This is a genomic window from Chitinophaga sp. 9-1-y, assembly GCF_059511905.2.
Window position 1 is genome coordinate 6,495,463 of the sequence record NZ_CM197955.1, and the last position, 14,848, is coordinate 6,510,310.

At 47.2% G+C, this 14,848-nt stretch carries 8 protein-coding genes; 1 reads left to right on the top strand and 7 read right to left on the bottom strand.

The window, feature by feature from the left end; translation table 11 throughout:
• Positions 1-145: 145 nt before the first annotated feature.
• Both AC5ZC7_RS25745 and AC5ZC7_RS25750 read right to left on the bottom strand, forming a co-directional pair.
• Positions 146-2,329, bottom strand: coding sequence for a DUF5916 domain-containing protein (locus AC5ZC7_RS25745; protein WP_496158194.1), 2,184 nt, complete (start codon positions 2,327-2,329; stop codon positions 146-148).
• A gap of 202 nt (positions 2,330-2,531) precedes the next feature.
• Positions 2,532-5,147, bottom strand: coding sequence for a family 20 glycosylhydrolase (locus AC5ZC7_RS25750; protein WP_496158193.1), 2,616 nt, complete (start codon positions 5,145-5,147; stop codon positions 2,532-2,534).
• Positions 5,148-5,399: 252 nt separating this feature from the next.
• Between AC5ZC7_RS25750 and AC5ZC7_RS25755 the strand changes: the two genes are divergently transcribed.
• On the top strand, positions 5,400-6,980 hold the full coding sequence (locus AC5ZC7_RS25755; protein ID WP_496158192.1) for a glutamate synthase-related protein: 1,581 nt from the start codon (positions 5,400-5,402) through the stop codon (positions 6,978-6,980).
• A gap of 184 nt (positions 6,981-7,164) precedes the next feature.
• On the opposite strand, the gene AC5ZC7_RS25760 is transcribed toward AC5ZC7_RS25755, so the two are convergent.
• The 5 genes from AC5ZC7_RS25760 to AC5ZC7_RS25780 form a co-directional block, all read right to left on the bottom strand.
• Entirely contained in the window at positions 7,165-7,917 is a 753-nt protein-coding gene (locus tag AC5ZC7_RS25760) for an amidohydrolase family protein (RefSeq protein ID WP_496158191.1), read from the bottom strand.
• Between the two features lie 185 nt (positions 7,918-8,102).
• Positions 8,103-8,828, bottom strand: coding sequence for a 6-phosphogluconolactonase (gene pgl, locus AC5ZC7_RS25765; RefSeq protein ID WP_496158190.1), 726 nt, complete (start codon positions 8,826-8,828; stop codon positions 8,103-8,105).
• Between the two features lie 127 nt (positions 8,829-8,955).
• The gene (gene zwf, locus AC5ZC7_RS25770) at positions 8,956-10,461 is read right to left on the bottom strand and encodes a glucose-6-phosphate dehydrogenase (protein ID WP_496158189.1); all 1,506 of its coding nucleotides are present in this window, start codon (positions 10,459-10,461) and stop codon (positions 8,956-8,958) included.
• A 25-nt stretch (positions 10,462-10,486) separates the two neighbouring features.
• Positions 10,487-11,905 carry an NADP-dependent phosphogluconate dehydrogenase gene (gene gnd, locus AC5ZC7_RS25775; RefSeq protein WP_496158188.1) on the bottom strand — a complete coding sequence of 473 codons (1,419 nt, stop codon included), beginning with the start codon at positions 11,903-11,905 and terminating at the stop codon, positions 10,487-10,489.
• 167 nt (positions 11,906-12,072) lie between these two features.
• Complete coding sequence (locus AC5ZC7_RS25780) at positions 12,073-14,652, bottom strand: phosphoenolpyruvate carboxylase (protein ID WP_496158187.1); 2,580 nt, start codon at positions 14,650-14,652, stop codon at positions 12,073-12,075.
• Positions 14,653-14,848 lie beyond the last annotated feature (196 nt).

Below are 14,848 nucleotides of genomic sequence, written 5' to 3' on the forward strand. Positions count from 1 at the left end.
TATGATTCACAACGATAGTAAATGAAAACATGATGTATATACCAACGGGTATAGTTGTATCATACACCAACTCAGTGCAGCAATGTTAAGCGGAATAAAAGACTGAAGTGTTAATAGATTCTTAACAGTTAATACGGACCCCGGACTAAATATTAAACCAATACACCAGTTTAAGCACCAGCGCCCTGTTTTTTACGTAGAAAGGCTCGGGAAGGTAATTGTCCGTATACACAATAAAAAGGTCAGAAGCGGGCCTGTAACGCCATTGGAAGCGGGTATTCAGGTTCATGTTCTTCTGCTGGCCGTTATACTGCATAAACCCGGTAAAAAACAAGGTATTGGTCATGGTAACATCCAAACGTGGCCCTACCAGCCAGAACGAGTTAGTACCCCAGGGTTTCGGCAGGTTGATATAGTTATAATTAGCGCTCAGGGCGATGCTCACGAAAGGCTGGAAACGATACCCCAACTCTGTATTTGTCATCAAACGGGTTCCATCTGCATAATAACCGCCATAACGGGCCGATAAAGCATAGGTAAATAACGCCTGCGGCTTGGATACATAATCCACTCCCGCTGTATTCCAATTATGCTGCGAACCGGTGAGCAGGCTGTCTTTACGCGTATTGGTAGGGTCAAAAGGCTGCAGCAACTGGATATAGGTATTGGAAGCCCATATATTCAGTGTGTTCCGTTTACGGAGTACAATCCCATAGTTCAGCATTGTTTCATTGTCGGTACGATGCAGGTCTTTTTCTTCAAAAAACCAGGTACTGGTTACCTGCGGACCATGACTCAACACCTTGCCGGACAATGGGAAAAACAGGTGCGTGATCTGCGGCGCTATTTTTACATATCCCTGCCTCGGCACATATCCCACTTCGGCGTTGTAGTTTTTCCCTACATATTCATGTTGCCAGCTGATATTCCATTCTTTGCTGGTGTATTGCAGGTTGGCGGCATGGGCCATATCATGCCCACTCTTATTGGGACTATACGATTTCAGCAACATGGCCTTGCCCGTCCAGAAATTATTGGAAGAAGCCAGGTTATACTCCAGTCCCATATTCCGGTTATACTTGTTGTATATAGGCTGATCCGTTACTTTAGAAGGATCATAATTCACGGATTCTTTATTGATGAAAATAAATCCCAGGTTAGACCGGGAAAACACCCGCCGCTGCAAAGCTGCCACGGTAAAGTTTTGTGCGGGCAGCCCGGTTTCCTCCTGCCTGCCGGTTTGCATATTCATGACGCCTAAACGCCAGTCTTTATTGATTTTTCCACTCAGCCTCGCGCCAAAACGAATCGGCACGCCTCCCAAACCAATACGCCGCGAGAAGAACGGACGAATCGTGGAATAACCAAAATTAGACATCTGGTCGCCGTTTTCAAGGAAAAACTGCCGCTTCTCCGGGTAAAACAATTCAAAGCGGTCCAGGTTCGTCACCTGCTTATCCACATCTACCTGCGAAAAATCGGGGTTCACCGTTAAGTCGAGGTTCAGGGAAGAAGTCACCGCTACCTTCGCATCCAGCCCTGCATCGCGGCGCCACTTTTCACTGGAGCCTTTTTCATAATCTTTGGAAATACCTCCCAGTAAATAAGGTATCAGGGAAACATTAGCACCTGCCTCCGGCGGCGCAGCATCCCATACCAGGTTACCAGTATAGGCCAGTGATGCCGTGGCAAACTGCCGCGGTACCGGCGCCCAGGCCGACTTCTCCGTTGTTTTTAGGTCATTGCGGCTAAAGTTAATCCCCCATTTGGTAATCCCTTTTTTATACCGGATTGTTTTAAAAGGAATAGCTGCTTCGAACACCCATTTATCCGGGTAGTTTTTCACCACGGATGTCCACTTATTGTCCCAACTCAGATCTACCTTTCCGCCATCGTACATCAGGCCGTCCCACTGGGCACCGGCAGCATTGGCGCCAAAAGTAAACCCGTTGGTCTGGTCATCGAAGGGGTCCATGAACAGGAGGAAGTTATCGTTCTTCAAAAAGGCAAAATCCCTGCGGAGCGACTCTACCATATAAGGCCCTTCTCCCATCGTAAAGTTTTCTACCAACAGGTAAATATTTTTATCATCGTATGTCATCCTCACCTCTGTACGCAGCCGCGCCAAGCTGGTATCCATAGGCAACACCATGTGAAACTGCGTGGTTACATCCGCCTGTTGCCAGGCAGCCTCATCGATCACGCCATCTATCTTTACCGGCGAAATCGCTTTACGCATCTGCAATTGACAGGATTCGTTTTTCTTTTGTGCTACTACGGAAATACCTAACAGGCTACAACAAAGCATCAGTGGAATGGTACGAAACATCAGGTTGTTATGGGTTTAGCGAACAAAATACAAAAATGAAAAAAGGGGGTAGTAAAAAAGGGATGAGCGGAGAAAGCTGTTAGCCATTAGCTGTTAGCTGTTAGCTTTTAGCTGTTAGCAAAAATGCAGCGAAGATGAAAGATATATCTTGTTCATCTTCGCTGCATTTTTGCTAACAGCTAACAGCTAAAAGCTAACTGCTTTATAATTTATTATTCTTCATCTGGGTATCTGCTACCGGCACCTTTACGGTAGTGGTTCTGCTGCTGCGGCCACGTGGGCTGAATACTTTCAGCTTCACCACTTTTCCACCAGCGGTTACCGGGGTAGTGTATAACGGGCTTTTCTGCGTAGGTTCTTCACCGTTAGTAGTGTAACGGATCTGTAAACCGGGCATCTGCACATTTGCACTAAACACCCCGTTTTCTACGGAAGTCCCAGCGGTGGGAATACGCCAGTTAAAACCACCTTCGTAGTAATCCAGGCGCGGCATTTCACGCTTGCCCATTACATTGCTGAATACACTCCAGGCATGTGCATACAAGGCCTCTGCCTTCGCCGGATCTTTTTCGGTAGCCCAGGCTGGATCCTGTGCCCATGCACGCTCTGCCAGTCCCAGTAATTTAGGTAACATCATATATTCCATCCGGTCAGAGCTGGTCACCGTTTCACTCCACAGCAATCCTTGTATACCAGGAATATTGGAAGCGCCAAAACCAGTGAGGCGATCTTTTCCTACAAACATATCTTGTGTTACCGGGTTACCTTTACCATCTACCTTTTGATTTTTGTAGTAATCAAACGGAATAAAATAAAATGGCTTATCCACATCTACGAAGCCACCCCAGTAGAAACCTGGTTCATCAAAAGATTTCATGTAAGCCATATCAAAATAGAAATTGCTCACACCGGATAATACTACTTTGTAACCCGCATTTGCCAGGCGATAAGATAAGTCTTCCTGACCACCACCAATTACGTTATTCCATACATTCAACTGGAAGTTGTCATTTACGAAATCAGGATTTGGAATGCTTTGTGCTTCTCCGGCCAGGGAAGTTTTACGCATCCCTGCTTCTTCCCAGCCGGCTACGGTGAGGCCGCGGGCTTTCAACAGATCGTTTACTTTGCGGTAGTAGTAATACCAGAGATCATTAACGCCGGTAATGGATTTATCCTGTTGCATCAGTGCAAGGCAGGCCGGTGATTTTTCAAACACACCACCCGGCACTTCATCCCCCCCCATATGTACCTGCAACAATGGCGCCCCTGCTTCTTTATACATGGCCTGCAATTCCTCCAGTACTTTATCGAGGAAGCGATAAGTAGATGGTAAGGCTACGTTCATCACGTTATCACTCCAGGCTTGTACAGATTGATATTCCGATTTATCCTGCAAATCAGTTAATAAATATTCGTTGGCTTCCTGCTCTTTACCGGCCGCTTTCAGGCGATAGTAGCGGGATTCCATTGATTTTACGGCAGCGCGGGCGTGACCCGGACTTTCTATTTCAGGTAATACGCGTATATGCCTGGCCGTTGCATAGCGCAGTATTTCGATAAAATCGTTGCGGGTGAAATAGCCGGTACCGGCTGCATTGGTGGTATCCGGACCAGAACCATAAGAAGGAGGTAACATATCTCTCCAGGTAGTGCTGTGTCCGCGTTTACCGCCTACCTGCGTTAACTCCGGCAGGGAGGGTATTTCCACACGCCAGCCTTCATCATCGCTGAAGTGGAAATGCAGGATGTTCAGTTTATACAGGGCCATCAGGTCGATGATGCGCAACATATCCCGTTTGTTGTGAAAGTTGCGGGCTACGTCAATCATGAAAGCACGGTAGCCGAAGCGGGGTTCGTCCGTTACTTCCACCCCCGGGATGGTGATGGATTTCTGTACGGCAGACCAGGCAGTAGGTGCAATCAGTGTTTTCAATGACTGGATGGCATAGAAAGCACCGGCTTCCGAACCTGCTTTGATGATAATACCTTCCGGGCTTACTTTCAGGCTATAGCCTTCGTTATTTTTACCTGCTACCGTAGCATCATAGGTTAATGTGGCGGGAACAGTCCCTGGTGCACGTTTTCCCAACAACAGCTGCAATTCATCTTTCAGCACATTGGCGCTGGCGGATAATTGCGGGTCTGCAGTAATTACCGGTAATGCATTCAGCACCAGGTTATTTCCGGTAGCATTATAAGTTACAGGTGTAGGGAATACCAATGGCAGTTGTGACGCCGGAATATCTTTTACGGCAGCATTTTGTTTAAATATATCCGTTGGCGTTACTACGGCTGTTTTGTCGCCGGGATAACGCATCAGTTGTTTCGCGGTGGTGGAAGGGCGTATGCTATAATCCTTGATGGATATGCCTTTTTCTGGTTGGGCTTCCCAAACAATATACAACCCTGCGGGTGCATCGGTAAAGTTTACTGCCCAGGCATCACCGGTGATGGCCAGTTTGAGCGAGTCGCCGGGAGCAATACCATTAAAGCCATCAGCAGGTGTGAAACGGTACAGGTCACCATTGATGTGTTCTACGTTTACATGACCCGGTAATTCACCCGGCGTGACGGTCCTGATAAAGTTAAAATACAGTTGCCACCCTTTTGCCGGGAATGGTTTATTGGCGGTATTTACAAAGGTAAAGGCCGACAAAAAATTGTCCTTGCCCTGGTAGTGGTTTTCTACCACTTCCCAGCTGGTTTTCAGGCGGGAAACATCATAAGGAGATTGTTGAGCCTGCACGCCTGCTACGGTACTGAATAACAGCAAACCTGTTGCGACCAACTTACCAAGATAGTTGTATCTTTTCATGTTGTGGATTAATTAAAGAATTGGCTTAGGTTGAAAGATAATAAAATAATTTAAAAACTGGGAGATGATTAATTTGATATGCTGGAATTTGGGATGAATGGGGGGAGATGGAAAATGTTTTGGCTAGATATATTTAACAAATTTATCTGGCGTGCGTTAAGTAGATTTATGGGAATGAAGAAAAACAGGTAAGGAAGTATTCAACTATCTCCCTTTACGGGGAGCATCAAAAAATTACAAAAATCAAAGTCCATGGTCAAAGCATTTATCGGATTTTCATGTGTGAGCTTAGCAGTTATCATTTTGCTGGGCTTATTTTTCCCCTGGGTGTTCTGGTTGTTGATCCTTGTAGGCCCTGTCATTATCATGGGCATACTGGATATGTTACAAACCAAACATGCCATTATCCGCAACTACCCTGTGGTAGGCCGTGCGCGTTACTGGATGGAAGCATTGCGTCCCAAGATTTACCAGTATTTTGTTGAAAGTGATATAGATGGCAGCCCGATTAACCGGGTAGACCGGTCCACCATTTACCAGCGGGCCAAGCGGGAACTGGATTCCCAACCTTTTGGTACCCAGTTTAATGTGTATGCGGAGGGTTATGAGTGGATGGCACATTCCATTCAGCCGCAGAATTTTGACAACCTGGAGAAGGATCCCCGGGTAGTTTTTGGCGGGAAAGACTGTAAACAGCCTTATTCCGGCAGCATCCTGAATGTGAGCGCCATGAGTTATGGCTCGCTGAGTTCCAACGCCGTACAGGCCCTGAATGGGGGCGCTAAAATAGGGAACTTCGCACACAACACCGGCGAAGGTGGCATCAGTGATTTTCACCTGGTACAAGGTGGCGATATTATCTGGCAAATAGGTACCGGTTATTTTGGTTGCCGCGACGATGACGGCAATTTCTCTGACAGCCTTTTTGCAGAAAAAACGGCATTACCGCAGATTAAAATGATAGAGCTGAAAATTTCCCAGGGCGCCAAACCAGGCCATGGAGGGATATTACCAGCTGCTAAAAACACCCCTGAAATTGCAGCCATCCGTCATGTGAAGCCGCATACCACCGTATTCTCTCCTCCTTACCACAAAGCATTTGGCAGTCCACGGGAAATGATGCTGTTTATTCAGCGGTTGCGGGATCTCAGCAAGGGTAAACCAGTAGGCTTCAAATTATGTATAGGCCAGCCACGGGAGTTCTACGCCATCTGTAAGGCGATGATTGAAACGAATATCTTCCCTGATTTTATTACGGTAGATGGTGGAGAAGGCGGAACCGGTGCGGCACCACCGGAATTCTCCAACTCTGTAGGGATGCCGCTGATGGATGGACTTTCCTTTGTGCATGATACCCTTACCGGTTTCAATATCCGTCATCATATGAAGCTCATTGCTTCCGGTAAAATTCTCACCGGTTACCACATACTCCGAGCGATGGCATTAGGCGCGGATACCTGCAACAGTGCACGTGCTATGATGATGGCATTGGGATGTATACAGGCATTGGTATGTAACACCAATAAGTGCCCAACCGGCGTTGCCACGCAGGACAAATGGTTGTCTGCCGGCCTGGTGGTAGATGATAAAAAACACCGCGTTGCCAACTATCACCGCGACACTACAGAAAGTGCGATAGAACTGGCTGGCGCTGCGGGCTTACAGCAGCCACACGATATTACACGCCGGCACATTTTCCGCCGGGTATTTATGAATACGGTGAAAACTTTTGAAGACATTTACCCCAGTACCCATCCCGGCGCTTTACTCAACGGCCAGATGCCTGAGCACCTGAAAAAAGAAATGGATGCAGTAGGGATTGATAATTGGTAGCAGGCGAGTTTTTGTCATGGGACAGGATTATACTGATTATACTGATTTTATTTTAAAAAGATAAGGGAAGATATATGCGAAGTTATCCGCGTATATATCTTCCCTTTATCTCTTTAAAATCTTATTCGTCAAAAAATAAAATCAGTATAATCAGTATAATCCTGTCCCAAGACAAAATTCGCTATTATGGCTTATACAACGCCAGCGCATTTTCCCGGCAAATCTTCGCGGCAATATCTGCCGGGAAATTATCCAGGATCAGTTGCAGGTCTGAAGCCGCAAACGGACGCGGCGCGCGGGTAGACGGCAAATCCGTACCAAATAATAAAGCACCGGCATTAATGGCAGTGATCTGGCGCATGGCGGTTAATACATCAAAATCGCAGCGGCTGAAACCTGTTGCTTTCACACGAGCTCCTTTCTCTACCAGCGGCAACAAATATTTGAACCCTGCTTTAGACAAACCGAGGTGGTCAATCACTACAGCAGGTAGTTTATGTAGTGTGGTAGAAATTCCTGGCAGTTGACGGGAATCCACGTATAGCTCCACATGCCATTTTACGAGGTCATATACACGTAATCCCAGTTGTTCCAGGTACTTTACACTTTCAGAACCGCCACGCTGTACATTAAAGCGCACCGCGCGTACGCCGGCCTCATGAAGCGCAATGATTTCTTCATCTGTGGTACTGGCAGGAATCTGTGTAACACCAACATACCCAGGACCTAACTGTTTCAGTGCCTCCAGTAAATACGATTGATCAAATCCCTGGAAAGAACCAGATACCACTGCCCCGCCTTGAATATTCAGTGCTTTCACCTGTTGCTGATAATCAGCTACAGAGAAGTCAGCCGGTAAAAATCCTTCATTAGGTTGCAGGGGAAACCGGTGATCAATAATATGTAGGTGTGCGTCAAATACGGGCTTATCAAACATAATCTCATCGTTGTTAGTACAGTACACAAGCTACTGAAAATAGCTGAAAAAGGAGAGCAGAAAGCATAAAGCGTAAAGCAAAAAGCTATTGTAGCGAAGACATAAGCGATAAAATTTAACTTTATCTGCACTTATCTTCGCTACAATAGCTTTTTGCTTTACGCTTTATGCTTTCTGCTCTTTTGTTATATTTCCATTGCGCCGGCTGCGGCTTCATCCACAAACCAGTGTAACTCACCGTCTTCTGGTCTGATCAGTTGAGACGGGAATTGTTCCGCATCGAAGGTACCTTCAATGACGTTTTTGAGCGTGATGGCTTTATTAGCACCGGTAGTGAGGAATAATACGCAGGCTGCCCGGTTGACTACGGGAGCTGTTAAGGTAATGCGATACATATTTTGTGCTTCCAGGAAGAACGCCTTTACCCAGGCTTTTTGCTCGTGTACTACGGCCGTACCGGGAAACAGGGACAGGGTATGTCCGTCATCTCCCATACCTAATAATACCAGGTCAAAGGTGGTGTCTTCTTTCCCAAAATATGATTTGAGTATTTTCTCATATTCATCAGCGGAGGCTTCCGGGCCAATATCGGTGCGCATTACATGGATATTTTCCGGATTTACCCCTACTTTATCCAGCAACTCCAGGTAAGCCATGCGGGCATTGTTCCGTTCATCCTCAAACGGTACATCTCTTTCATCTCCCCAGAAAAAATGTATTTTTTCCCATGGAATAACCATGTTATAGGGAGCTTTTGCCAGCAGGCTATATAGTTGCTTGGGCGTGTTTCCTCCGGACAATACGAAAGTAAAACGCTCCTGCGTTTGTAATACTTCGAGGATGTAGTTGCTGATCCATGCAGCTACATTTTCACTCAGTTGTGCAGGGTCTTTGGCGATATGCAGTTCCATAAGGCGAATTTTGAATTACGAATTACGAATTACGAATTACGGATTTGTGTGGAGATATATGCGGATAACCTTCGCGTTTACTATCTTCTCACAAATCCGTAATTCGTAATTCGTAATTCGTAATTCTTTATTTAGTCGGTAAATTAATCCAGGTATGACCATCACGGGCTACGAGTGCATCTGCATCATCGGGGCCCCATGAATCTGGTGCATAATTCGGGAAGTCTTGCGGTGTACGGTTTTCCCATGTTTCCAGGATAGGCATAATCACTTTCCAGGCAGCATCTACCTGGTCGCCACGCATAAACAGGGTAGCATCACCTTCCATTACATCCAGCAGCAACGTTTCGTATGCTTCAGGGGCATGCTCACCATTGGCGGCATCATAGTTAAAGGTCATATCTACCGGGTCCAGTGTCATGGTTTGACCGGGGCGTTTGGCCTGGAAGCGGATCCGGATATCCATTTCCGGTTGAATGCTGATGGTGAGCCTGTTAGGGCGCCATGTTTGTGCAGCTTCTATCGGGAAGGAATATGGAGGTGCCTCCTTAAAGGTGATAATGATGTTCGTTGCTTTCTGGTGCAGGTATTTCCCGGTACGTACGTAGATCGGAACACCCTGCCAGCGCCAGTTGTCGATATAAAACTTCACGGCAGCATACGTATCAATATTGGATTTGGGATCTACTCCCTTTTCCTGGCGGTAACCTACTACCTGGCTGCCTTTCATCCAACCAGCGGAGTACTGGCCACGTACCGCATGTTCATGCACCTTGTCAGGTGTAATGCGGCGGATAGCGTTCAATACATCCACTTTTTTGTTACGCACTTCGTTGGCGTCGAAAGATACGGGAGCTTCCATGGCCAGTATGCACATGATCTGCAGGATATGGTTCTGCACCATATCGCGCAGGGCGCCAGCTCTTTCGTAGTAACCGCCACGACCTTCCAGGCCTACGCTTTCAGCAGCAGTAATCTGGATATTATCGATGTAGTTGCGGTTCCATACCGGCTCAAATAATGCGTTGGCAAAACGGAAAGCCAGGATATTCTGAATAGTTTCTTTACCGAGATAGTGGTCTATACGATAAATCTGTTCTTCTGTAAATTTCTTCGCCAGCAGTTCATTCAGTTCATGTGCGCTTTGCAGGTCATGACCAAATGGTTTTTCCACCACAATACGGGTGCAATGTTTATCGGAGCAGAGATTCAGCTCACCCAGCCGGGTAGCGATGTTAGGCACCAGTTGTGGCGCTACTGCCAGGTAAAAAATAACGGTAGGATGTACCCCCCACTCTGCTTCTTTCTGTGCAACAAAATCAGTGATTTTGTTATAGGCAGCCGGATCTTCTGCATCCATCTGCAGGTAAGAAACATGGTTGCTGAAATCTTTCCAGTGACCATTTTGCTCGCCCTTCCGACGGGAAAACTTACTGATCCCTTCCAACAGGTGTTTGTTATACTCTTCGTTGGTGTAAGGGCTGCGGCCCAGGCCTGCAATGGCAAACTGCTCGGGCATCCAGTCATCTAAAAACAGGTTATATAACGCAGGCGTTAGCTTCCGGTAGTTTAAATCGCCACTGCCTCCGAAAATAAAGAGGATGGAAGCAGGTGGGCGTTTATGGATCTGCATAAATTTAATTGAAGATGAACATTTTTTAGTGTTGCTGCCACTCTGTGTGAAAAGTGCCAGGCATATCAATACGCTGATAAGTATGCGCACCAAAATAATCGCGTTGCGCCTGTATCAGGTTAGTAGGCATACGACCAGTACGGAATGCATCGAAATAAGACAATGCAGACATAAAGCCAGCTACGGGTACACCTGCGGTGGCAGCCTGTGCTACTACGGCGCGGGTGTTGCTTTCTACTGACTGTACCAGGTAGGCTACGCCTTCATCCAGCAGGATGTTGCCCAGGTCAGCATTTTTCTGGTAAGCCTGGGTAAATACTTCCAGCAGGGTAGAACGGATGATACATCCGCCTCTCCATACTTTCACCACTTCTGGTAATGGAATTTCCATTTTCAGATCAGCAGATGCTTCACGCAGCATGGCCAATCCCTGTGCATAACTCAGAATGGTAGCGAAATACAGCGCATCATGTACTTGTTTGATCCACATGTCAGCAGGTACGTGCAGGGTATTTTCCGGTGCTTTGTACAGTGCTTCCGCCTGTAAACGCTGTTCTTTATAAGCAGAGAGCGTACGCATGGCAACGGCGGTATCAATCACCGGTACTGCTACCGGCAGTTCCATCGCATCCTGTGAAGTCCATTTGCCGGTACCTTTGGAACCTGCTTTATCGGAAATCACATCTACGAGGCGTTGATCCGTTTTATCATCTTTCTGCAGGAAAATATCTGCGGTGATTTCTACGAGGAAAGACTGTAACGCGCCCTGGTTCCAGCTTTTGAACACTTCATGCAGCTGGTCGTTGTTCAGGCCTGCGCCTTTTTGCAACAATGCATAGCTTTCGCTGATCAACTGCATAATGGCATATTCAATACCATTGTGTACCATTTTTACGTAGTGGCCGGCGCCTTCTTTACCGAGGTAAGCAACGCAAGGTACGTCCTTTACTTTGGCCGCAATGGCTTCCAGCATAGGTTTTACTTTGGCATAGGCATCGAGGTCGCCTCCGGGCATAATGCTGGGGCCTGTACGGGCGCCCTGCTCACCACCGGAAACACCCATACCCATAAAATGGATACCCTTCGGGCGAAGTTCCTGCACACGGCGTAAAGTGTCTGTATAGTGGGAGTTACCACCATCTATTACTACGTCGCCCTGCTCCAGCAGCGGCAACAAAGAAGCGATCACGTCATCTACCGGTTGACCCGCTGGTACCAGCATCATCAATTTGCGTGGACGTTCCAGCAACTGTACCATTGTAGCCAGTTCTGCTACGCCTTTAACAGTAGTACCGGGGGTAGCGGCTGATTCCAGTGCGCTGTTCTTGGCAGCGTCTTTATCAAAGCCGATAACGGAAAAGCCATGATCAGCCATATTCAGCAACAGGTTTCTACCCATTACGCCGAGGCCAATCATTCCAAAGTCATATAAGCTGTTTGCCATATATAGAGAAGTTACTTAAGGAGGTGTAAAAGTATGGAAGAATTATGAAAGTTGAATTACGAATTACGAATTACGAATTACGGATTTGTGGGGAGATAATAGCGGATTACCCGCGTTTACCTTCTCCCCACAAATCCGTAATTCCTAATTCGTAATTCGTAATTCTTTTATGCAGAGTTCCTGCCTGCATTGATAATACCGAACGAACAACGCATGATGAGTTTTTCGTAGGTTTCCCTGCCATGGCCGTTGTCCGGATGTGAATCCAGCTCACGGATACGGGTCAGCGCATATTGTTGTGTTGTCAGCAACGGCAGCACAATCCGTTCCCGCATTTGTATAGACAACAGGTCTATCGGGCTGCCCCCCATCAATTCTGCTTCGTTGGTCAGTAACAACAGGTATTTCCGGGCGAGTTCAAATTCGGCATAGATCATCTGCCATACTTCCCCGTATTGCGGATGTTTGGCCAGGTAGGCGGTCAGCGGGAAATAGCTTTTCTTCATGGCCATTTCACAATTGTCCAGCAGCGTACGGAAAAACAGCGAATGTTTATACAAGGCCGTTACTTCTTCCCATTTACCTTGTTTGTCCAGTTGCTCGAGGGCACTACCCACCCCATAATATCCGGGTACATTTTGTTTCAACTGGCTCCAGGCGCCCACGTAAGGTACTGCTCTCAGGTCGTTGAGATTGAGTTTGGCAGAGGCATTACGTTTGCTCGGACGGCTGCCTATATTGGCTTCCGCGTAGTAGCGCAGCGGGCTGGCATGATCCAGGTAAGCCAGGAAATGCGGATGTGTTTTTAATTTATTGTAAGATTTATATCCTTCGTCCGCCAGCAGCTGCAGCAGGTTTTCTTCTGCTTTGGTCAGCGTTACGTCGCGGGAAGAAAACAATTCATTGCTGATACCGGCGTGAATCAGCTGCTCCATATTGAACTGGGCGGCATCCACGGTACCGAAGTTAGAGCTGATGGTTTGCCCCTGTATGGTTTGCTGAATTTCTTTATTAGCAATATTTCTTCCCATGGAAGCGTAGAACTGGTGTGTTTTTCCACCACCACGCGCCGGGGGACCTCCCCTGCCATCAAAAAACACGACGCTGATACCGTATTCTTTGGAGATCTTGGTCAGCTCTTCTTTTGCTTTATAGATGCTCCAGTTGGCCATCAGGTACCCTCCGTCTTTGGTGCCGTCAGAGAAGCCCAACATAATGGTTTGCTTACACTGGCGACGGCGCAGGTGTTCGCGGTAGTCTTTATTCTCATACAGCAACTTCATTACCTGACCGGCATGGCGCAGGTCATCAATGGTTTCGAAGAGCGGTACAATGTCAACGGTTATTTCTTCTTTCTTCCAGCCACTCAGCAGGAACATACCATATACTTCCATCACATTGAGCACGCTGGTGCTATGGCTGATAATATAGCGGTTACATCCTTCTTCGCCGTTGGCGGCCTGTATTTGTTTGATGCCCGCAATAGTTTGCAGGCTATCCTGGTGCAGGGAATTTTCCAGCGCCATTGGATCTATGGCGGCGGAGATGTTGAGCAATGCCGTAATTTTTTCCTCCTCAGGGAGGGAAGTATAGTTATCCGGCAAGGCATTGGTTTGCGTGGCTACTGCTGCCAGCACGGCTTCGTGTATGGAGCTGTCCTGGCGGATATCGAGAGAGGCAAAGAACAATCCGAACACCTCTACTTTGCTGATCAGGTTGTCTACCAGGTGAACGAACAGGCCGTTGTGGTCGGCAAGGATGGTGCTACGTATATCCGACAACGTATCCAGGATTTCCTGCCGGCTGATATCTGCTTTATGGCCGGGGATAAAGAGATTGCGGGATAATTTTGATTCCAGCGCGGCCACCACGTTTTCCACCCCTTTAAAGGTAAGGCGGCGGCGCAGGTTACGTACTTCGCGGAAATAACATTTCATCACGGAAGAACGCAGGGCTGCTGCCACTTCCAGGGTGGTAGGCGCTTTTACGAAGGGATTGCCGTCCCGGTCGCCGCCAGGCCAGAAGCCCATGCGGATCAGGGAATTGTCGCTGCTGATAGCACCGGGGAACTGCGCCCGGATGGACGACAGGATACGGCCGGCAGATTGATAGAATATATTTTCCAGGAACCACACCAGGCTGATGGCTTCATCATACGGGGTGGGTTTCTCTTTTTTGAAGAAAGGTGTTTTACCCAGCTGTTGCAGGTACATATTTACCTGGCTGGTATTTTCATCGATCAGGGCTTTTGACAGGTCATTAATAATGCCTAATACTTCGCCGGGATAGAATTGTGTGGGGTGTGCGGTGAGTACGAGCCGTACGGAAAAATCTTTCAGTTTTTCCTTCAGCTGTTCCTGTGCCTGCTCCTGGATCACTTCTGACTGCAGGTGGCGCAGGGTGCCGGCGCCTTGCAGGTCGCGGATATTGCGGAAGGCAGCATCTTCGAGTGCATCAAATAATACTACTTGTCTTTCTGCATATTGTACAAAGCGGAATAGCAGGTCCGTTCGCTGTTTCTCCTCTGTATAAGTGGTATACTGCTGAAAAAAGGAATCCATGATTTCCTGGGGGCTGCTGCCTTTGGCATACCCCTCCTCACAATGCAGCAGGAAAAGCGACAGGAACACGCCTGTCTTTTCCACGCGGTGGAAAGGCAATGAGGTGAAGAGGCTATTATACAGCTGAAACTTGGTACCAACGAGGTTTTTAAACTGTTGCAGCGAGTTATTTACCGGCGCTTCCATACTAATTATCCGTTTATAGTGCTAAAGAAGAAGACTAAGCGGCCGTTAAATTAATAATTATTACGATAATTTTTGAGTTTTTTGATTTTTGTTTGACATATATACAGAAAGTTTGAATATTATCAAATAAAATGACTTAAAAAAAGACAATCCCGGCCACTTTTACATGAGCCGGGACTGATATCAGGATTAGAAT